This window comes from Micromonospora salmantinae, from assembly GCF_022230905.1.
Lineage (GTDB): Bacteria > Actinomycetota > Actinomycetes > Mycobacteriales > Micromonosporaceae > Micromonospora > Micromonospora salmantinae.
This window is the reverse complement of sequence record NZ_JAKKFG010000033.1, coordinates 1-20,306: the sequence shown is the minus strand read 5'-3', so window position 1 is coordinate 20,306 and position 20,306 is coordinate 1. Positions and strand designations below refer to the sequence as shown.

Annotated in this window: 17 protein-coding genes, 1 tRNA gene and 1 pseudogene; 4 read left to right on the top strand and 15 right to left on the bottom strand. The window is 68.9% G+C overall.

Annotated elements, in window-relative coordinates; all coding sequences use genetic code 11:
• Positions 1-18 precede the first annotated feature (18 nt).
• The 10 genes and pseudogenes from PSH03_RS22390 to PSH03_RS22340 form a co-directional block, all read right to left on the bottom strand.
• A complete protein-coding gene (locus PSH03_RS22390) occupies positions 19-873 on the bottom strand; it encodes a hypothetical protein (protein ID WP_238690321.1) in 855 nt (284 codons plus the stop codon).
• The gene (locus PSH03_RS22385; RefSeq protein ID WP_238690320.1) at positions 870-1,859 is read right to left on the bottom strand and encodes a JAB N-terminal domain-containing protein; all 990 of its coding nucleotides are present in this window, start codon (positions 1,857-1,859) and stop codon (positions 870-872) included. Before PSH03_RS22385 ends, PSH03_RS22390 begins: the two co-directional genes overlap by 4 nt.
• A complete protein-coding gene (locus PSH03_RS22380) occupies positions 1,859-3,478 on the bottom strand; it encodes an effector-associated domain EAD1-containing protein (protein WP_238690319.1) in 1,620 nt (539 codons plus the stop codon). Before PSH03_RS22380 ends, PSH03_RS22385 begins: the two co-directional genes overlap by 1 nt.
• Positions 3,394-4,407, bottom strand: coding sequence for a HesA/MoeB/ThiF family protein (locus PSH03_RS22375; protein WP_238690318.1), 1,014 nt, complete (start codon positions 4,405-4,407; stop codon positions 3,394-3,396). The genes PSH03_RS22380 and PSH03_RS22375 overlap by 85 nt, the downstream gene beginning before the upstream one ends.
• Positions 4,404-4,823 (bottom strand): hypothetical protein, encoded by a 420-nt coding sequence (locus tag PSH03_RS22370; protein WP_238690317.1) that lies wholly within the window; start codon positions 4,821-4,823, stop codon positions 4,404-4,406. The genes PSH03_RS22375 and PSH03_RS22370 overlap by 4 nt, the downstream gene beginning before the upstream one ends.
• 245 nt (positions 4,824-5,068) lie before the next feature.
• Positions 5,069-5,908, bottom strand: coding sequence for an effector-associated domain EAD1-containing protein (locus PSH03_RS22365; protein ID WP_238690316.1), 840 nt, complete (start codon positions 5,906-5,908; stop codon positions 5,069-5,071).
• Positions 5,905-7,368, bottom strand: coding sequence for a CATRA conflict system CASPASE/TPR repeat-associated protein (locus PSH03_RS22360; protein ID WP_238690315.1), 1,464 nt, complete (start codon positions 7,366-7,368; stop codon positions 5,905-5,907). Before PSH03_RS22360 ends, PSH03_RS22365 begins: the two co-directional genes overlap by 4 nt.
• A complete protein-coding gene (locus PSH03_RS22355) occupies positions 7,361-7,699 on the bottom strand; it encodes a CATRA system-associated protein (protein ID WP_238690314.1) in 339 nt (112 codons plus the stop codon). The genes PSH03_RS22360 and PSH03_RS22355 overlap by 8 nt, the downstream gene beginning before the upstream one ends.
• Positions 7,696-10,455 carry a Clp protease N-terminal domain-containing protein gene (locus PSH03_RS32705; RefSeq protein WP_305076101.1) on the bottom strand — a complete coding sequence of 920 codons (2,760 nt, stop codon included), beginning with the start codon at positions 10,453-10,455 and terminating at the stop codon, positions 7,696-7,698. Before PSH03_RS32705 ends, PSH03_RS22355 begins: the two co-directional genes overlap by 4 nt.
• Before the next feature lie 649 nt (positions 10,456-11,104).
• Positions 11,105-12,051: pseudogene (locus PSH03_RS22340) on the bottom strand (helix-turn-helix domain-containing protein).
• A gap of 158 nt (positions 12,052-12,209) precedes the next feature.
• Between PSH03_RS22340 and PSH03_RS22335 the strand changes: the two are divergent.
• From PSH03_RS22335 to PSH03_RS22325, 3 genes are all read left to right on the top strand, one after another.
• Positions 12,210-12,704 carry an SMI1/KNR4 family protein gene (locus PSH03_RS22335; protein WP_210785546.1) on the top strand — a complete coding sequence of 165 codons (495 nt, stop codon included), beginning with the start codon at positions 12,210-12,212 and terminating at the stop codon, positions 12,702-12,704.
• A 371-nt stretch (positions 12,705-13,075) separates the two neighbouring features.
• Positions 13,076-15,085: a DUF8224 domain-containing phage-derived protein gene (locus PSH03_RS22330; protein WP_238690313.1), complete on the top strand. Its 2,010-nt coding sequence runs from the start codon at positions 13,076-13,078 to the stop codon at positions 15,083-15,085.
• Positions 15,086-15,116: 31 nt separating this feature from the next.
• Positions 15,117-15,512, top strand: a complete 396-nt coding sequence (locus PSH03_RS22325) for a hypothetical protein (RefSeq protein ID WP_238690312.1) — start codon at positions 15,117-15,119, stop codon at positions 15,510-15,512.
• A gap of 112 nt (positions 15,513-15,624) precedes the next feature.
• On the opposite strand, the gene PSH03_RS22320 is transcribed toward PSH03_RS22325, so the two are convergent.
• The 4 genes from PSH03_RS22320 to PSH03_RS22305 all read right to left on the bottom strand — a co-directional run bounded on the left by PSH03_RS22320 (position 15,625) and on the right by PSH03_RS22305 (position 18,844).
• Complete coding sequence (locus PSH03_RS22320; RefSeq protein WP_238690311.1) at positions 15,625-16,041, bottom strand: DUF7919 family protein; 417 nt, start codon at positions 16,039-16,041, stop codon at positions 15,625-15,627.
• Between the two features lie 386 nt (positions 16,042-16,427).
• On the bottom strand, positions 16,428-17,312 hold the full coding sequence (locus PSH03_RS22315) for a hypothetical protein (protein ID WP_238690310.1): 885 nt from the start codon (positions 17,310-17,312) through the stop codon (positions 16,428-16,430).
• Between the two features lie 759 nt (positions 17,313-18,071).
• Positions 18,072-18,143: transfer RNA gene (locus tag PSH03_RS22310), tRNA-Val, on the bottom strand.
• 50 nt (positions 18,144-18,193) lie between these two features.
• A complete protein-coding gene (locus PSH03_RS22305) occupies positions 18,194-18,844 on the bottom strand; it encodes a TIGR02611 family protein (protein WP_372494839.1) in 651 nt (216 codons plus the stop codon).
• Between the two features lie 294 nt (positions 18,845-19,138).
• On the opposite strand from PSH03_RS22305, the gene PSH03_RS22300 reads away from it, so the two are divergent.
• Positions 19,139-19,570 (top strand): SsgA family sporulation/cell division regulator, encoded by a 432-nt coding sequence (locus tag PSH03_RS22300; protein WP_007457244.1) that lies wholly within the window; start codon positions 19,139-19,141, stop codon positions 19,568-19,570.
• A 112-nt stretch (positions 19,571-19,682) separates the two neighbouring features.
• Here the strand turns inward: PSH03_RS22300 and PSH03_RS22295 are convergent.
• Positions 19,683-20,306, bottom strand: a 624-nt coding sequence (locus tag PSH03_RS22295) for an SDR family oxidoreductase (RefSeq protein ID WP_238690308.1), incomplete at its 5' end; no start/stop codon positions are given.

Below are 20,306 nucleotides of genomic sequence, written 5' to 3'. Positions count from 1 at the left end.
GAGTAAGCATCGGCTCGGTCATCCCCTCGGCAGGAGGCCGAGACGCAGAATCGCGTCGAGGACCGGGCGGTGGCCGTCCAGTAGCGGCCGCGACCGCAGCAGGTCGGGCTGGTCGCAGTCGAGCCGGGCGAGCGGGACCCAGAACCCCAGAACGGCGAGCGCATCGGGCGGCCGGGCGCGCATACGGCTCGCCTCCCGGATCGCGGTGCGGTTCCGCCGGTCCCAGGCCGACCCGTGCCGCAGCCGGGCGAGAACGTAAAGGTCGAGAAGCCAGCCCGTACGGTTGGTGACCAGCCGGTCCAGCACCAGCCCGCGCCATCGCAACGCGTCCGGGTCGGACGACGGTGCGGCCCAGGTGTGCCGGAGGACCCGCTCGCCGCCGGGCCTGTCGAGGAGCTGGCCGGCGAGGGCCATCTCCGTCTCGTGGGATTGCGCGGCGAGGGCCTCTCGGGTGGGCCGGTGCAGCACCCGGGACAGCGGCGACACGGCAAGAAAGCTCTCCGCCAGCGGGGCCGCCTGCACCAGCGCCCGTTCGGTGACCGCGTGCCGGGCGAGCGCCGCCGACCAGCCGGCCTGCCCGGTGATCGGCGGCGGCTCGGCCAGACCGGCCAGCCGCGTGGCGGCCTCGGCGCGGGCACCGAGAGCCGCGGCGAGCAGCACACCGCCGGTGTCGGCGGGCGTGTCGTCGCCGAACGGTGGTGAGCCGGCGCCGAGCCGGGCGGCGCAGGCCGCAGCCAGCACGGCGAGGCCGCGTCGGGTCTGTTCGGTGGGCGTAGCCAGGTCACCCGGCGCCGTCAGGTCGCCGCTGGGGATCGGCCCCTCGGCGCGGATCGCCCAGCGCAGCACGGCCCGCGCAGTGGCCTCGGCGGTCACGCGGCCTGCACCCGGTACGGCGCCGGGCCGATGACGCCCTGCTGGTCGGCGTAAAACCGCAGGATGCGGTTGTCCCCGTGCAGATTGATCAGGCCGGCGATCTGCCAGTGGCGCCGGAAGGTGGAGGAGTGCAATTCCAGGTCGATCGTGGACAACCCCATCTCGACCGTCGCCGGAAACAGGTGTGTGTGGAACCAGCCGACCAGTTTCTCGGACTGACGTCGGGCCGCCACGGTCTCGCTGACCCGGACGAAGCTGTCGCCGGTGAACGTGAAGTGCAGCAGCGAGGCGCCGGTCCGTTCGGCCGTGAGCACGGCGGTGATCAGCACGAGGTGACGGTCGGGATGCTCGGAGTCGCGGTACGGGCGGCCGACGAGAAATCCGCCCTCCTCGACCTCACGGGACAATTCCATGTCGTGGAGTAGCTGGTCGCGTACCTCTGGAGTGAGAATGACTCCCACCCGCCCGGAGGCGTCGTCCTCGGGCGCGCCCAGACTTGCCGCCGTCGCCGAAGGCGGAGGTTCGGAGATCTCCTCGAGGTGGAACACCGGTTGCCGCCGCCGTGCCTGGATTTCGATACTCCCCTCGTTGGCCGGTGTGGGGCGGCTCAGTGACAGCCCGGCCAGGCCGTCCGCGATGATTCCGAAACCCATTTCGTGCTCCTCAGGAAAGCTCTTGCCGAGCAGCTGCTGCAGCGGGTAGCCGACGATCTCGCGTACCGAGTGCGGGTGCTGGTAGACCACCGTGGAACCGTGCCGGATCCGGACCTGCAGGTACCCGTGGCTGCCGCGCAGGTTGACGAGCGTCGGATCGCCACGCAAGGTGGTTCGGTCCTGGATCGGCAGCAGCGTCAGGTGGAATTCCGCGCCGTCCAGCGGCCGGCCCAGCAGGGCTTCAAAAACCGGTGTCAGCAGGTCGGTCAGCCCGACACTGCCGAACTTGGTGAGCGTGTCGGTCCGGTAGAGCTCCACCGCGGCGTAGGTCATCAGAGAGCCTCGATGAAGTTTCGGTAAGCCGGCTTGGCCGGCTTCTCGGGTCGCACCGGACGGCCGCCCATCGCCACGATGAGCTTCTGGTTGGCCAGCACCCACCGGGCGGCCGCACCGTCGTAGAAGTCGCCGAGCAGCTCGGGGCGTCCGTCCGGGCCAACCTCACCGCTGGGCTGGAACACGGCGTAGTTGCGAAAGGCGGCCATGTCGATCAGAGTTTCGAGGAGCTTTCCGAAGTGCAAACCCGGTGTGTACGCCTCGGCAAGCTCACCGAGGCAGACCAGTCCGCGCTGGTAGGGGCGTTCCCGGGCGGCGTCGCTGTCATAGTTCGGGTAGATGTTCGGGTGGAAGATCGGCGTCAGCCAGTAGGCGACCGGGGCGATTTCGGGAAAGTCGGGGCGCAACCGGATCAGGACGACGTGGTCCGACAGCGGGCGTGGCTCGCCGCCCGCGACATCAGGTGGCCCGAAGCTCGGTTGCTGAAACTCGATCTGATACTCGGTCGGCAGGGTGAACGGCACCGCGCCGACGACCATGTCGGGCCGGCTCTCGGCGGCCTCCAAGATCTCGTTGCGGGCCCGGCTGAGCGCGTCCTGCCGGATCAGCGGGTTGACCGCACCCGCCGTTGCCTGGAAACCCACCCGCAGGTAACTGCGCTCGCTGACACCGGCGTCGTGCAGGGTCTGCTCCGGGTCCAGCCGCCGGCCCTTGCCGTCCAGCTCGACGTGATCGACGACGGTCGGCCGGGCCCGGTCGGCGAAACTGGTGCCGTACTGGCTGACGACCTCCTGCGCGACGTTGCCGACTGTCTGTTGAGCGGGGGCGTCGACCAGCCGGAACCGACGGCCGTCTGGCCCGTCCACGAACAGCTCACCGATCAGATAGTCGCGGGCTGTCGGCGGCACCACGGTCCAGCCGATGTCCGTGCGATCGAGAAGGCGCCGCAGGGCGCCTACTTCGGCCGTGTTGACACGGAACGACACCGCGTGCGCGGTTGCCCAGACATCCTCTGGATCCAGGCCCAGTTGCTGCAGCACCTTGGTGGCCTCGGCCCGGTCATCCTCGGAACTCGCCCGCACGATCACGTGGCAGGTGGCCGGCTCGGTCGCGCTCGATGATTCGGGCGCGGTCTCGGCGGGCGCCGAGGTGGCCTCGGAAGCCGCAGGCGTAGCCGCCGGCGGCGACGCGGGCTGGCCGTCGGTGGCGATGAGGCCGTAGCGCATGGCGAGGCCGCGGAACACCGGGTTATACGCGTACACCCGCAGCGCCGCCTCGATCAGCCGCCGGTTCGGGTTGTGCACCACGCCAAGCCGCAGTTGCTGCCCGATCAGGGCCCAATACTGGTTGGGCGTGTGCGCGGCGAAGTTTGGGCGCTGGGCTCGGGGGAAGCCGATCAGGTTGAGGACGCTTCCGGCACCCGCCTCGTCGCTGAACGCCTCCGCGATCTCCCGCAGAAGATCCTCATGTTCGCCCTCGTTCAGCGGGATCTCCACGCCCCTCTCCGCGGGATCCGGTTGTCCGCCCGGTTCCCTCAGGAACTCAGCCTCATCCACCGGTAATCCCCTTCTGTCGTACGGACGGGCAGGACTTCTGCTGGCGCGATGCCCAGGTCGCACAGCCGAGCGTCGCCAGCGGCGTCGAGGATCCGGCTGGTCGTCCGGGGCCGTTCGCCGGGCGCGCCGGGCACGATGAACTCCGCCCATGCCTGTGGTTCCGCACCTGGCGGCAGCTCAGCGGCGAGTTCGGCCACCGTGGACCGGCTTCCCGCCATGACCGGCTCCCGCGTGCCGAGCGGCCGGTGATGCAGGCATCCCGGGTCGCGGGTGACCTCCACCCGCCGGGTCAGCCCCGTGCCGCCGTCGAGGACAGTTATTCCCGAGTCCGCCGGCCGGCCGATCACCTCGCCCAACGCGGCGAGGCTAAGTTGGGCCGCGATCAGGGCGGTGGTGGCCACCATTGCTGCGGCCGTGTGGTCGCCGGTGGCGTCGGCGCAGCTCCACGGCACATCGCTGCGGCCGCGCTCGCGGGTTGTCAGGGTGCACGCGTAGCAGCCCTCTGCGGTCGTCCGGCGGACCCGCACCTCGCCGCCCCACGCCCCTGTGCCACCGTCAACCAGCAGCGCCTCGACCAGCGCGCACCGACTGAGGAGGTCCAGGCGGGCCCGGACACTGTCCAGGCAGCCCACCACGACGTCGGCGTCGGCCAGCTCGCCCAGGCCGACACCGGTGGTCAGGTCACGGGCACGGCCGGTCACCCGGGTTTGCGGAGCGAGCCGGTGCAGCACCTCGGCCGCGACCTGGACCTTGCCCCGGCCGACCGGATCACCAGGCGCGGCGCTGAACAGCACGCAGCGGCTAAGGTTGGACGGTGCGACGGTGTCCGGGTCGCACAGCAGCAGATGGCCCACGCCGGCCAGCGCGAGGTTCTTGGCGACCTCGTTACCGAGCGCACCGACTCCGGCGATGACCACGGTGGCCGCGGCGAGTCGGTCCTGGTCCCAGCCGGGGATCAGTCGCTGCCGGGCATACCGGTCGTCGGCGGTCACGGGCGTACGCCTACCCGGCGGGCCATGGTGATTGGGCAGGCACCGACGACTCCGTTCGGACACCACGTTTCCCAGCAGGTCAGGCCGGCGGCCGGGTCACGGTGGACGGTCGCAGCGCACTCCGGCCGTTGTGGGCTGCACGGACAGACCACGACGCGCTCGCCGACCCGCAGGGTGTGGGCGCAGACCAGACAACGGGTGCGCTGCAAAGGTGCCGGTGGGCGGGCAACCCGCCAGTCGCTGGGCGCGAGCCGGAGCACGGTGTGGCCAGCCGGCCAGGCCGCCTCCACTCCGTCGGCGAAGTCGGCGACGTCGGCGTCCAGCAGTTCGACGGACGTCTCGCCGCCGGCCGGTCTGGGACACTCGCCAGGCAGGTCGGCGTGGTGCGCCGTGCGGGGTGTGACGGACACATGCACGCGCTCGCCCCGGCGGAAGCTATGCCCGCAGCCCTCGCACAACAAGTGGTTCCACCACGAGTGCAGTCCTGTGACGGCCAGTCCGCTGACGTCACCCTGAAGGTATCGCTGTGGGTCAAAGGCAGCCGCCACACCGGCGTCGAAGTCCGCTTCCTCATCATGCGAGTTCAGGGCCCACCCCACTCGGTTATCCGGAATCGCATAGGACCTGATGCCATCGTCGAATGACTGAGGGTGAAAACCCATCAGCCGTCCGTCCTGTTGAGACTCCTCCTCCCCGGCAGCGCAATCAAGCGGTTCGCGAGCCGTCGGCACGACGGCTGGGCCGAGGTCATCCGGTCGAGTGCGAGGCCGGCCGCCTCGTGCAGGTCTTTGGCGGTGATCAGCGCGCGATACAGGTGGGCGGTGAACGCCGGGGCGCACCCGTCGGCAAGCTCCCCGGCGAACGCGACCACCCGATCGGCGACAGACAGGAACCGTTGTGCCTGGGCCGCGCCATCGCACGAGGCCAAGTAGATGCCGCGCAGCCGATGCCGGCTGGTCCGCGCATACCCGTCAAGCAGACCGAGGAGGTCGTCGACGGCAACGGGCCGAGGACCGGACGGCCCTTCGAAGATCAGGAACTCGCCGTCGCCGTGGCAGGCGAGGTGCAGCAGGTGGGGCCGCTCGGCCCCGAGGACGTCGAGATCGGTGACGTCGGCGGCGAGACGGTAGGTTACTGAGATCCCACCGCGCTCGACGGCCCGCACAGCCTCGGCGAGATCCCGGTCCGGTCGCATCGCGGGCAGGCCGTCGGGTGCGGCGCCGACCAGCAAGACGCGGCGGATTCCTGTCGATCCGAAGATCGGGCTCGCCGGATACTGCGCCTCGGCGATCTTCAGGATGCGCTCACTCCCGTTCTCCAGCACACCGGCGGCAATTTCGGCGTTGACGAGGCGCCAGAAGACTGCGGCGGACACGCCGATCATGCTGGGGACATGGGCGCGGGGGAAGCCGGCCCGCTCCAGCAGGACGGTGGCGGGCGGCCCCAGCGGGTATGCCTCGGCGAGCGCGGCCAGCTCCGGTTCGCTGAGTACCTCGTTCATGCGGCCCTCCGGCGGTGTCGGATGATCGCGGTTGTCGCGGCAACCGCCACGCCGACCCCGAAGGCGAGCGCCGTGAACCGGCCCGGCAGCACCGTGTCGAACGCCTGGCGGGAGATCCAGGCGGCGGCCAGCCACAGTACCGACCCGGACACGAGCGCGAGCGCCGCGTCCGCCAGCCAGGCGCCCACCGGCAGCGCCAGCCAGATCGAGATCGCCGCCAGGTAGAGGGCGAGCGCGCCGAGCGAGGCGACCAGCGCCGGCTTTGCCGAGTTCGGAATCGGTACGGCGTACTGGAGCGATTGAATCGCGGTCAATCCCATCAGGACGGCACCGATCAGGGCCGCCTGGAGCAGCCCGAAACGTTCCATGCGCCGCCGGCTCGCCTCCTGTCGCTCCTCCAGCCGGCTTGCCAACACGCTGCCGGCCAGGTCGGTGAGCTGCTGCGCCCGGTCCCTGGTGATCGTGAGGTGGATCAGGTCGTCGTCGAGGTGTGCCCGCAGGCTCTCGGCCAGGGCCAGGTCGTCGGCGAACGGCCCGGCCGGCGCATCACCGTCCAGATGAGCACGGCGGGTCGCCGTCAGGTTCGCGGCGGCCGCCGTCGCGGTCTGCCCGGCGCGGCGGACCCAGGCGAGCGTGTCGACCGTCCCGGCCGACTCCGCCTGGGTGATCACCACCTTCTCCCGCGCCGCCCGCAGTTCCTCGCCGGTCGCGGCCGGGCCCAGCACGTCGAGCAGCCGGTCGATCCCGTTTTCCGCGCGGGCCAGCAGGTCGATCGTGCGGCGCTCGTCGCGCCACACACGCGCCAACGCGTGTACCTTCGCCGCGTCGACGAGGTATCGGGTGAGCGGTGCGCGGGCGCCGGCTCCGGGAGTGAACAGCCACGCGCTCAGCGTCGCGTCGGTGCCGATCGGCGCCGCCACCACCAGGGTCCGGCCGGCCCGCCCGTCCTCGCCCGCGCCGCTCTCCCACACCAGCCGATGCTTGGCGACCCGTGTCGGCGCCGGCCACCGATGGCATGCCTCCGGCAGGGCCTCCCGCGCTGCGGCCTCGATCGACGACTCGGCCGCTCCCAACGGATAAAAACCTACATATAGTCGCACGGTGCCCAACAGTCCCGCTTCGACGCCGGCCAGGAGGTCGTCCCACACGACGGCCAGATCCGCCCATGGGCTGGCCGGGGACTTAGGCGCGTTCGCCACCGACAGGCACAGAACGCCGGCCTCGCACCCGGCGAACGCCTGGATGACCCCCGGTCCTGGGCCGCACGCGGCGGCAAGGGGGCCCGTCACGAGCCGGGGCACGTCCGGCGGTAGGCCGGCGGGCAGGCCGAGAGCAGGCTCGGTGATGTCCAGCGTGGTGGCGCACCGCTGCCACACCGTACCCACCTGCCGGTAGGCCTCGGCCGCGTCCGGGCCGTCGAGTGGCGCGAACAGCTGAAGCACAGCTTGCCGTTCAGTCATTTCCATTGGGTTCCGATTCGGGCGGGGTAGGAGGCGGTTCGCTGCGACGGTGCACGATCCGGACGATCCGGTCGCGTATCGGCGGTGGTGGATCCTGTGGCGGCTCCGCGCCGAGCCGGGTGATGCGTCCGGGCCCGGTGGACTCGAGCAACGCGGCCGCACTCCGTAGAGCGGCCGGGTCGCCGGCCGCCATCGCGCCGGCCACCTCGGCGAGCGCGGCGTCGACGGCCGGCCACCGGTCCGGCGGCAGCTGCCAGGTCTCGACCCTGGACAGCAGCAGGTCGGTCTCCTCGGCAACCGCCCGGAAGATGAACTCGCGTGCTGTCGTCATCGGGCTTCCGGGGCGAGGGCCGTGCGGACGGCGGCGGCGAGCTCGGTCTCGCTGGGCTGGTCGGTGAGGTGGGTATGGAAGGGCCGGGCGGCCGGATTCGCCGGCGCGTCTCCGGGCAGCTGCGCGGTGATCAGCCGCAACCAGGGCGTGCCGGTGATCGCGTGGTCGGCCACCAGGTGGTGCTGAGTGAGCAATACCGACGGGCGGTCCGCACGCTGGCAAGACGCGAGCGCCGCGGGCACGTCGGCCGGTTCCAGGCTGTAGTGGGCCCAGGCGTTACCCAGGTCCGACGGCTTGTGCACGTTAATCTCGACGGCCGGCTGGTCGAGGAAGACCAGCGTCGGCAGTTGGCGCGCCGACCAGAGCGTCGAGACGACCGCGTGCACCACAATACGGAGCACCACGCCGACGGATCCGAACGTCGGCGGGCTGGTGTCCAGCAGGATCCGCACCGAGCCGAGCGGCGGTTCGGTCTGCGTTTCGTGGAGTCGATAGAGCAGGCTGCGTTCGGCGAATCGGTGCACCAGCAGCTCCGGCGGCAGCACCAGCTGCGAAGGAAGCAGGTTGGTGAGCTGTCCGCGCCGGCTGACCCCGGTCATCCCCGGCCCCCGGGCGGTGGACCCGCTCCGGGTGCGGGCCTCGATCGCTGGACGGGCACCGGACCATTCGAGGAGGCTCCGTTGCGGTCCGGTAAGAGCGGGCAGCGCGGCCGAGTCCTGCCGCATCCGCAGCGGCAAGGCGGGATCCACCGCGACCGAGCCCGGCCCGACCACCAGCAGGCCGGTGACCGTGCCCTCGGTGACGCGACGGCGGGCGTTCAGGATGGCACCGGTGTCCGGTAGCACGGGTTCCAGGTCCGATTCGGGCAGGCTGATGGCGCGGATGAGCGACGACCGCAGTTCGGCCGCCGAGACCGGCGGCGGAACGTCGCCGGGATCGGCCGGAGCGTCGGCCCCGAGCAGCGCGGCGAAGCCGACCCGTGCCGCCGGCGGCCAGTTCAACTCGCGTAGACGCCGCATGTCCGGGAGCGCGTGTACGGCAGCGAGCCGCTCGTCGGGCCGGGATCCGTAGTGGGTGAGCCGCACCACGTCGGCAACGAAACCGAGCGGAAGGTGCACGCCGGACTGCCCGAGCAATACCAGCCCCGGCACGACCGCGAAGATGTGGGCGAACTGGTCAGGGCCGCGCGCCACCGAGCCGGCTTGCCGTCGCGCCCACTTCTCGACGGCGTCGCCGCTCGTCGCGGCCGTCTCCGCGGGCTCGGCCGGCGCTACCCCCTGGTCTTGAGCGAGGGTTTGCATGACCTGTCGGCGGATGCGCTGGTAGTCGACACCGAGCCGGAGCAGCGCGGGAAGTGCTATGTCGTCGCCGGTGTGGGTCACTCCGAGGAGGAGGTGTTCGGTGTCGATGAACTCGATGCCGAGTTGCTGTGCCTCGTCGTCGGCGGCGATCAGCGCATCTTTGGTGCCGGGGTGAAACGGGATGTGCCCGGTCGGCTCGGTAGGGCCGCGGCCGGTGACCTCCTCAATCTGAAGCCGGAGGTTTTCCAGCGTGACACCCAGGCTGATCAGGGTGTGGGCACCGACGCTTCGGCCCTCATGGAGCAGGCCGAGCAGCAGGTGTTCCACGCCGATGTAGTTGTGGTGGAGAATCCGAGCCTCTTCCTGGGCCAGGACGATAACCCGTCGCGCGCCGGCGGTATACCGCTCGAAGTGGCCGCTCCTGAAATTCCGCGGACTCGGGATTGTCTCCCGAGCGGGCGTCTCAGCCTCGTCCATCAGCTGTGACGCCGCCGAACGCGTGGCGTCCTGAGTGACGCCGAAGTGGGTCAGCACCTGCGCGGCCACGCCCTCTCCCTCGCTGATCAGCGCTGCCAGGATGTGCTGGGTCCCGATATAGGTGTCGCCCAGCTCAAGTGACTCACGCAGGGAGAGCTCGAGCACCTTCTTCGAGCGGGGCGTGAACGGGATATGCCCGCTCATCTGACTCTGCCCTCGGCCGATGATCTCCTCGATCTGTATCCGTAGGGATTCCAGGGCGACTTTCTGGCGAACAATCGCGGCGGCCCCGAGGCCTTCGCCCTCATCGATCACACCAAGTAGGAGATGCTCGGTGCCGATGTAGTCGTGGTTGTGCATCCTGGCCGCTTCCTGGGCCAGGACGATGACCCGCCGCGATCGATCGGTGAACCGCTCGAACATGCCACCAGTCGATACGGGCCTCGGTGGGGCGTCCGGCACCCGCTCGGCGGCCGGAGGCTGCTGGGCAGGCATGGAAGGCTGCTGGGCAGGCGTGGAAGGCTGCTTGCCGGTGACAGGCTCACGCTCGTTGAGAAGCTCGATGACGTCGAGGCGAAGCCGGTGCAGATCGACGCCATGCTGGGCTAGGACTTGGGCGCCGACGTCCTCCCCTTCACGGATCAGACCCAGCAGGAGGTGTTCGGTGCCGATGTAGGAATGACTCAGAAGGAGTGCCTCACGCAGGGCGAGTTCAAGCACCTTTCTGTTGCGCGGCGTGAACGGAATGTGCCCGACCGGTGGTTCCGAACCGGTTCCGATCATCTCCTCGATCCGGCTGTGGGCTGACTCCAGGGACACCCCGCAGCGGGTCAGAGCCATCCCGGCGACGCCTTCGATATCGTGGAGCATGCCGAGCAGGAGGTGTTCCGTCCCGATGTAGTTGTGGTTGAGCACCCTGGCCTCTTCCTGGGCCAGGACGATGACCCGCCGCGCTCGGTCGGTGAACCGCTCGAACATCCTGCCGACCTCCGGATACTCGCGAACGTGCTCCGCAATGGACGCCAACCAAGTCCATTCCAGGATGGTAGATGGGTAACAACACCATGCACTCCTCCGTTGAGCCGGTCCCGTCTGATTGCTCAGCCTGGGGCGCCGAGATGCCGGATGCACCTGACGGCCCACCCTGTACCTGTCGACAAACACCTCCGTGCTGGGCAAACGGTGTTCCGGCAGAGGAATACGATCTTGGTTCGTCAGGTCACCACTTCCGCAGTCGGTGCCGTCCCGGCGGCGTAACGGGGTGCCGGTCCCGGTGCCGTGGATTCCATGGTCGGCCTCCGATCCGGGCGTCCTACCCGCGCATGGCAAAGCGGAAGATCCACTGGACCGTCAACGGCCGGTCAGGCCCCGGCTCACGAGCGGGGCTCAATCGTGATCTTCAAAAGGATCCCGGTCCTTGCGGGCGAGAGTCAGAGCGGTGGCCGAGAGGTACTCGTCATACGAGACGCGCCGCACGGACCCTCCCTCGTTCGAGTACGAGGACGGCTTCCTGCCTCGAAGCTGAGGGAGGCGGCGACCAGGCGATACCCGCACCGCCCGCCGCATCCCGTGAGCAAGAAGCTACGGTGGGTCGCGGAGCGGAATGGGTAAGGTTTCTACCCCTGGATCACGAGAGCAGACCGACCTTGATCGCAAGGTCACGGGCGTCGTCACGAGTGGAACGTGGGCCGTCGAGCAGGTCCAAGGTGATCTGGCGGGCGTACCCGTTGAAGCGGATCGTCTCCGGGGCCGACTCGTACGCCTGCCGGAGGGTCATCACGGCCGCTTCCTTGTCGTCTTTGCCGTACTGCGCCCGCGCGACCTCGATGAGGTGGCGTGCCCGGCGCGACCTCGACGGGATCGCTGCGTAATCATGACGGCGTGCCTGCCGCACTGCCTCCCCGGACTTCTTGTGTCCCAGTCACCGGCATCCCGATGCACCTGGCACAGGAACCACCCCGCGCCCGCGACCGCCTCCGGGTCGCCGGACTCCTGCGCCGCCACCATCGCTCGGTCCGCAACCCGCCACAACAACTCCGCAGCGGGTTGATAGGCGAGGAACATCTGCGTCAAACCGAACGTCTCCGCCAACAGGGCCTGAGCCTGCCGACGCTCATCACCCTCGTACGCCAACGCGGCGCGCTGCACGTCGCGCAGCAGCCCCGGCAACAACCCGCCCAGCACCGTACGGTGATCCGACGCCTGATGGCGTGCCCGCCATGCCGCCACAAGCCGTTCCCTCAGGCTCGTCAACGACTCCGGGGAAGCCTCGTCCGAGATTGCGAAGCGGTTTACCGCGTCCCGGACCGAGGCCAGCGCCGGATGCTCCGGCCCGTTGACCACAGCAGACCGAGCGCTCAACTCCCCGACCAAGGCAGATACCTCGACCTTGAGGGCACGCGCGATGCGATCCAGCAGGTGAATGCGCGGCGGCAGGATGCGATCGGTCTCCACTGCCTTGACCCACTCGGCGCTGCGCCCTACCAACCCTCCGAGCACCGCACGGGTCTTCCCGGACCGCTCCCGGTAGACCTTCAACCGCTGCCCGAAAGTCAACTCCGGCAAGGAATCCATCCCGGACCTCCTCGTAGCGCGCGGCGCACCGTCGGCGCCCACGCCGCCGTGCCACCCAACGCTACCGGCCTGCCTGCCGCCTTAGAACCCCTCACATGCCGAACGCAACGGGGCTACCGGCACTTCAACACCGGACCCCAGCCGACTACCGTCGACCCGTGCTCGATCCCGCAACTGTCTTCGACGGCTCCGGCCCGCTGGAGGACCCGCTGACCGACGCGGTTCTGCGGACGGTGGAAGCGCAGCTTGGCTACCAGTTGCCCACCGCGTACGTCGACCTGGCCCGTCGACACAACGGCGGCTCATTCGCCCGTGATGCCCACCCCGCACCCAGCCGAACCTCCTGGGCTGATGACCACGTTGGCGTGTACACGTTGGCATCGGTCGGTCGAACTGCCGGGTTCAGCCTTTGTGGCGAGATCGGCAGCGCTTTCTGGGTGGCGGAATGGGGCTACCCCGACATCGGCATCTACATCGCCGACTGCCCGTCGGCGGGTCACGACATGATCGCCCTCGACTACCGCTCGCCCGGTGAGCCCGCCGTAGTGCACGTCGACCAGGAGTGGAACTACCAGATCACGGTCCTCGCCCCCGACTTCGAGACCTTCGTGATGGGTCTGGTCGACGAGTCCGAATACGACGTCGAGGACTGATCGCCGGTCCGCGTCGCTACAGCGGAGCCGGTCAGAGAGGTCAGACGGCTTGCTGACGCGCTTCTCGGCTCGGCTCAACTGGCACGCCGTCAACAGCGCCGCCGCACAGACCACACTCGACGACCTGCAACGCCGAATCGCAGGACCGGTCACGTAGACCAAAGTCGGCCACGTGGCAGTAGTACGCGTCCTGTTGGCCAGCTCGGGTACCAACCCCACGGGGACCGAGCGTTGAAAGAGCTACGCGACGGCGTCCGGTCAACTGACCGCCGGCCACCTGCGCCGGCCTGTGACCGTGCGGACAGTCGCAAACGCGTTTCTCCGATTGGCGTCCGCTGCGTAGCATCTCCGGCGATCAAGGGGGATGAACGGTGGGCGATTTCCAGCAGTTCGTGACGGATGTGACTTCGCGTCTGTCCACGATGTCCAGGGGTGAGTTGTACGCCGTCGGCGACGGTCTCGACCGGGACTCACTCTGGCTCACCTTTCTCGACTCCTTCCCCGCCGGCACCAATCTGCGGTTCCGTGAGCGATCCGAGTACGACTGCTCGACCTGCCGCGGTTTCATCAAGCACTTCGGCAACGTCGTCGAGATCCACGACGGGCGGGTCCGTACCGTCTGGTCCGGGGTGTCGGCAACCGACCCGGTCTTCTCCGTCGTCGCCGCCGCTCTGGACGAGTTCGTTCTATCGCTGCCGTTGTCCACCATCTTCCGGTCCACTCAGGCGCAGTACGGGACGAAGACCACCCGAACGCTGCGCGACGGCCAGGTCGAGGTGTGGCACCACCTGCACGGCCGGGTGGAAGAGCGGCATCGTATCGAGGACGTCCGCGCGGCACAGGGCAACTTTGACGCCGCGGTGCAGGTCTTCCAGCGTGGCCTGGCCGAGCTGACCCGGCACGCTCTGGACACCGTCGTCGACCTCGTCGACGACAACGCCCTCTACCGCGGCGCGGAGCATCGCCGGGCGGTGACCGAGTTCCGCTCGCTGCAGAACTGGTGGACCCAGGCGACCGACCAACGTGCCTTCGTCTTCGCCAACGCCATGAACCCGGCGGCCCGGTTCCGCAACACGGTGATCGGCACCCTGGTCCAGGATCTCTCCGCGGGCGTCGACCTGGAGCAGGCGGTCCGGTCGTTCGAGGCGAAGGTGGCGCCGCAGAATTACCAGCGCCCCACGGCGTTGATCAGCCCGGGCATGGTCAAGGCCGCCATGAGGACCATTGCCGAGCTGGGCATCGAGGAGTCGTTGCAGCGACGGTTCGCCCAACTGTCCGACGTGTCGGTCACCAACGTGCTGTGGGTCGACAACGACACCCAGGCGCGGATGAAGGACGGCATCGAAGGGCTACTCATGCAGGCGGCCACCATCCGGTCGTCAGGTGCGCTCCTTCGCGACGCCAAGCCGGAGGAGATTCCCGTGGTCTCCTTCATGAAGGACATCCTGCCCGGCGCCGCCACCATCGACCTGTGGGTCGCCAACACCTACGAGCCGCACCTCGTCAGCCTCACCACCGGCCAGCACCCGGCTGCTCCGCGGTTGTTCAAGTGGGACAACGACTTCGGCTGGTCGTACGGCGGCAACGTCACCGACTCGATCAGGGAGAAGGTCAAGCGGGCCGGCGGCAACGTCACCGGCAAGCTGCGGGTGAGCCTGTCCTGGTTCAACCACGACGACCTGGACCTGCACGTGTACGAACCCAACGGCGACCACATCTGGTACCAGGAGAAGCGCAACAAGCTGGACGTCGACATGAACGCCAGCGGGCCGCTCTCCCGCGAACCCGTGGAGAACGTCACCTGGACCGACCGTGTCCCCGACGGTGAGTACCGGATCGAGGTGAACCAGTACCGCAAGCGGGACAGCACCCAGGTCGGCTTCGTGATCGAGACCGAGAGCAACGGGAAGATCGAGCATTACAGCCACGAGCGCGCGGTCGGCCACAAGGAGACCGTCGAGGTGGGCCGGATGACGGTTGCCGGCGGGGTGATCACCGCTTTCCGGCCGGGTAAGGACGTGCATCCGGACAGTGCTGGCAAGGAGTTGTGGGCCATCACCACCGAACAGTTCGTACCGGTGTCCACCATCATGTACTCGCCGAACTACTTCGATGACAACGAGGTCGGCAACCGGCACTACTTCTTCATCCTGAAGGGGTGCGTGAACGACCAGCCGACACGGGGGATCTACAACGAGTTCCTCCGCAGCGACCTGCAACCGCACCGCAAGGTGTTCGAGGTTCTCGGCGACCGCACCAAGTGCGAGCCGTCTGCGGATCAGCTGTCCGGCCTCGGCTTCAGCTCCACGGTCCGCAGCTCTGTGGTCGCCAAGGTGACCATGACCGGCGGCCGGCGCCGCCTCATCAGCATCCAGTTCTGATCCCTTAACCAGCTATTCCAGAGAGGCTACCGTGACCATTTTCGAGAAGGCCACACGGGAGAAGTTCCGCTATCCGTCGGCCAAGGGACTGCTGACCACGGAACAGCTGTGGGAGCTTCCGCTGACCGCCAGGTCCGGCTTCAGCCTCGATGATGTGGCCAAGGCGGTCAACGCCGAGCTCAAGGCCGTCGACACCGAATCGTTCGTGACCACCGAGGCCAATCCGGCCAAGGCAACCTTGGAAACCAAGCTGGAGGTCGTCAAGCACGTCATCGCCGTCCGCCTCGCGGAGGACCAGGCGGCGAAGGCGGCGGCGGCCAAGAAGCTGGAGAAGGAGAAGCTGCTGGCGGTCCTGGGCCGCAAGCAGGACGCGGTCCTGGAAAACCTCACCGAGGCAGACCTACTGGCCCGAATCAACAACCTGTAGCCCGCCGACAATCAGCGTCTGCCAGCAGGCCCGCACATCGCCGCCCAAACTCGTCGGCGTCGTCGCCGTGCTGCTTACTTGCCAGCCGAGGCCGGCAGAAGCCGGATCCCCACTATGCGACGCCGGGGGTGGAGACACCGCTCCGAACCGCCTCGATGAAGCCATCAGGCGGCAGGTAGCGATGCTCTTCAACGTAGTGGCCGATCAGCGCCGGTGCAGCGAAGTTCGTCCCGTCCGCTCCGGTGAGCCAGATCTCGCCGTTCCCGCGCGCAACATCGGGAGCTTCGTAGAGCCGAATGTCGGCCCGAATCACGCGCGGAGGCTCGACCGCTCCCTGGCAGAACTGGCAGTAGTGGTACCCACGCATGAGCCGTACCGGTTTGGCGCCGAGGCTCACCAACCGATCTCGAACGTCTCGCGGGCAGGCTCCTGTAGTGAAGGGCATGCTCGAATCCAGCCAACCAATGGCAATGGCGTCCGGGGAGCCCGGGTAGTAGTCATAGGGCGCCAGGTCCGGGATGTGCGTCACGCGTCGATCATCGCAGTCGGGGACGGGCACTCACCCCAGACGAGGGCATCGTCATGTCGCAGCTCGGCTCACATCCCCAGCCGATCGACGAGGTGATCGCCGGGCGGGTCGGCGGCCAGGACGTGGTGATCGGGGCGTATCAGGGCGGCACTCTGATGCTGTGGACGCCTCGGCCACGTCCGCGGGGGCCGGTTACTCAACGGGGCTGAGTCGGACGGTGGCGAAGGCCATCCCACGATCGCGCAGCAGCCGACCATTCGGCCCCACCTGGCGACCCACCCGCCCACTTAACTGGAGCCGCCTCCGTGACTGCCGGTGCTTAAGGACCCCTCGACGCATCCATGGCCTCCGACGTGAGGAGACACAAGCCGTGGTGCCGACTATTTTCAACAGTTGATCCAGCGCGCTGGGCGCAGTCGGGAGCCGTTGATCGAGCCTACGACGAGGCCGTTATCGGCGATCCCCCAGCCGAAGGGGTCTTGGACACCGGGGATGGCGCCGCCCAGGGCGACGAGCCGGTCGCCGTGGTCGACGGCTCGGTCGCCGAGCACTGTGCCCCGACTGTTGACGTCCTGCGTCGATACCAGCGCCGGGTTCACAGCGGATGCCACGTCAGTCCGCAGGTCCCAGCGCACCAGGGTGCTGTCCCCGTCCTCACTGCCGGTGCCGATGCGACCAACTGCCCAGGTCCCCTGGGCCGCGGAGATCCCCGACCACCGGGCCCCGGGGGCGGTGAGCCGGTCCGTCCTCGCGTCGGGATGGCGTACCCAGCCGAAGCTGCCGGCGGTACCGATGATGGTGCCGTCGTCGAGGATCTCCCTCGCGCTAGCGTTGGACGGGGCGTCGATCACCTCGACGGTGCCCGGCCGGTCGGCGGGCCAGAGCAGCGGCAGGGACGTCTCGGTCTGCTCAACGGCGCCCTGGCCAACGATGTCGCCGCGTGAGTTGATCCCCAGCGCCAAGGTGTTGGAGACCGTCGGCAGGACGGGTAACCACTCCAGGCGCCCGTTGCGGTAGCGCCAGGGGCGGTAGACGTTGTCGACGAAGGCATTGCCGACGGCAACGCCGTACCGATTGATGCTCTCGACTTGCCCCGGCGCTCCTATGGTGACGACGGTGAGGCGGGGTTCGTCCCCCACCCCAGGCCCGGGTCGGCGCGGCGGCCCGGCCCAGAGCAGCAGTAGCGGCTGCGAATCGTCGTCATCGATTCGGTAGCCGATACCGGCGATGAACCGACCAGTCGGGTCGACCGCCAGAGCTCGACCATTCATGTCCGCTGGTAAGTGCAGTGGTCGGAGCGCGCAGACCGGGACGGGCCGGTGCTTCGGCTCGGCCGTGGCAACGCCGGGCAGGCCCAGCGTTGCGGTGAGGGCGCCAGCGGTCAGACTGACCAAGAAGCCGTCCCGAACAGTCCGGGTCATCTCTACTCCCAGTGAAGTGCGGTGGTGGTGTGCTTACCGAAGCACGTCGATGTCACCATCGGAAGTGCTGCCTACAGCTGGGCGGCGCCGATTTCCGACACCGCACAGCCCCGATGGTGCGGAAGCCGCCGTTGCATCGGGCTGTTGAGGTGGTGAGTCCGCATCGGGGCGCAGGATGACGCCGCGGCCACCGTCATCGCCGATCTCGCCGCGGAGAACGACGCCCTGCGCCGTCAGGCCACCGAAACAGCGTCGCGGACGATCGCCCCGCTACGGCGACTGCAGGCCAGCGCAACCTTCGCGGGCTGGGGCGGCCTACGCGACCTCGCAATGGGGACTGGCGAGTGGGCGGACCACCGGACCGGCGGCCATCAGTCAGCCCGTGAGCCACGGCGCGGGGACACCCGCTCGTGAGGGTGGGCGCCGGTAGCGGTAGGACTTCTCCAGCCAGCAGGCCCGATCGGGACCGCACCCGGGTCACTCAACCGGGCAGGTCCATGGCGGCCCGAATCGAGAAGCAGCCGTGCTGCTGCCAATGTGAGGGCATATACCGCAAAGCCCGTTACCGATGACTCCGGTAACGGGCTTCTGACCTGCGCAATCTGAGAGTGGGCGATGCTGGTATCGAACCAGCGACCTCTTCGGTGTGAACGAAGCGCTCTCCCACTGAGCTAATCGCCCTCAGCGCCACTGACTCTACCCGATCGTGGAACCGGACCGGAAATCCGGGGTCAGTGGGTCGCGAGGTAGTGCATTGCCGCGGCTACCACGTCGATGCCGAGGCTGTACTTGAGGGACAGCCAGACCACCGTGGCCACGAAGACCAGGCCGACGGAGCCGAGCACGATTCGCACCAGCAGCGACTGTTTCGTTACCCAGCGTGTCCATCCGTGGACGTGGCGGCGGGTGAAGCCGAGCAGCCGGCGCGCCCAGTGGTATTCGACGGCCCAGATGCCCAGGCCGGCGATCACCAGCAGCCATCCCGGCCCGGGGAGCGGGATGAGGGCGATGCCGATGGTCACCACCAGCGCACCGGCGATGGTGATGAAGATCTTGAGTGCGATCCGGCCGGTGGGGTTGGCGCGGATGAGGTCGAGGGTCAGCGAGATCCGCTCACGCCAGCGGGGCCGACGCGGCCGCTCCTGCACGGCGACTCCGCCACCACGGCCGGCGTCGACGCCGCCACGGCCACCAACACCGGTGCCGCCACCACGACCAACGGCGGCGTCGCCACCACGACCGGCGCCATCATCACCGGGACGACCGGCGTCGGACGCCGGCCGACCGGCCCGTTCGGGCTGTTCCATCGGCACTCCGTACCCCCGCTTTTCGGCTGCTCGGACCGCGACTTTCGGCGGGCCGGGCGCCGCCGCCGGCTCCACTGAGGATTGCTTCGTCACCATTTCACCCCCCAGTGTCGCTCGGGCCCGTCACTGCAACGGCCGACTGGACGTTACCGGAGTAAGTCGACGACTGAGCCACCCGATACCGGGCGGGATCACGCACTGGGCAGAACCGGAAATCCTACATGAATGCTCACATTCACGCGGCCTTTCCGTCCCCCTTCCCACCACTGGGTGAAGTCAGCGTATGGCGGAGCGTAGCCAGGAGTAGCACCTGAGTATGGGAAAAGCGGGACACGCGCGTTCCGCAGCGGTGCCGGGGGGAGAACGTCCATGAGTGTCATCCGACCGACGACCGTAGAGGTCGAGACGTCGCTAAGGCTCGTCGCACCTGACGCCACCGCCTTGCCGGTGCGTGCCAGTCTGCGTTACGACCCTGCTGACCCGTATGCGGTCCATGTCCTGTTCCATGCCGAATCGGCAGGGGGCGAGGCGGTGAGTTGGTCGTTCGCTCGCGAACTTCTGGTCACCGGCCTGGACGAGCCGGCCGGCATTGGGGATGTGCGGGTCTGGCCCTGGGCCACACCGCGCGGCGACTTCGTCGCGCTGGCCCTCTCGTCACCGGACGGCAACGCCCTCTTCGAGGTGCCGCGCAGCGTCCTGGTGCGTTTCCTTCGACGGACCTACGTCGTCGTCCCGCGCGGCCGTGAGGCCGAGCACCTGGACGTCGACACGGCGGTGAACCGGCTGCTCGCCGGTCGCTGACCGCCCGAACCTGCAACACCGGCCATACCGGGGCCGCGCGGATCTGCCGAGTCCGCGCGGCCCGGCACACACCCAGGGAGTACGCGGGCAGCGTTCCTGGATCGGCCGGTGCTCAGCCGTGCGTGGTGATGCCGCCGTCGACGGGAATGACCGCCCCGGTGAGGTACGCGCCGGCGCGCGACGAGAGGTAGATGGCAGTGCCGGCCATGTCCTCGGGGCGCCCGATGCGGCCCAGCGGCACCTGCTGCTCGATGGCGGCCCGGCTCGCCGGGTCGTCGAGCGCGAACGCCATCATCTTGCTCTCGAACGGGCCGGGCGCGATCGCGTTGACGGTGATCTGCTCACCGGCGAGCTGGTGGGCGAGGCTGCGGGTGAGCATGTGCACGGCCGCCTTGGTGGCCGAGTACGCGTACACCTCCATCATCGGCACCCGGATGCCGTCGATCGACCCGATGTTGATCACGCGGGTCGGGTCGTCGGCGCTGGCGGCGGCGCGCAGCGCCGGCAGCAGCGCGGTGGTGAGCCGGAAGACGGCCTTGACGTTCACCGCCCAGAGCTTGTCGAACGCGGCCTCGGGGTAGTCCTCCAGCGGTGCGCCCCACGTCGCGCCGGCGTTGTTGACCAGCACGTCGAGGTGGCCGAAGCGCTCGCGTACGGCGGCGGCCACGCGCTCGGCGCCGGCCGCGCCGCCGCGGTCGGCGGGGCTTGCCTCGCAGCGCCGCCTCGCGGTCAGGGC

Bases quoted from the DNA above. Each gene is read 5' to 3' on its own strand.
- PSH03_RS22360 (WP_238690315.1), bottom strand. From the start codon at position 7,368: ATGACTGAACGGCAAGCTGTGCTTCAGCTGTTCGCGCCACTCGACGGC.
- PSH03_RS22315 (WP_238690310.1), bottom strand. From the start codon at position 17,312: ATGAATGGTCGAGCTCTGGCGGTCGACCCGACTGGTCGGTTCATCGCC.
- PSH03_RS22300 (WP_007457244.1), top strand. From the start codon at position 19,139: ATGAGTGTCATCCGACCGACGACCGTAGAGGTCGAGACGTCGCTAAGG.
- PSH03_RS22365 (WP_238690316.1), bottom strand. From the start codon at position 5,908: ATGAACGAGGTACTCAGCGAACCGGAGCTGGCCGCGCTCGCCGAGGCA.
- PSH03_RS22355 (WP_238690314.1), bottom strand. From the start codon at position 7,699: ATGACGACAGCACGCGAGTTCATCTTCCGGGCGGTTGCCGAGGAGACC.
- PSH03_RS32705 (WP_305076101.1), bottom strand. From the start codon at position 10,455: ATGTTCGAGCGGTTCACCGACCGAGCGCGGCGGGTCATCGTCCTGGCC.
- PSH03_RS22385 (WP_238690320.1), bottom strand. From the start codon at position 1,859: ATGACCTACGCCGCGGTGGAGCTCTACCGGACCGACACGCTCACCAAG.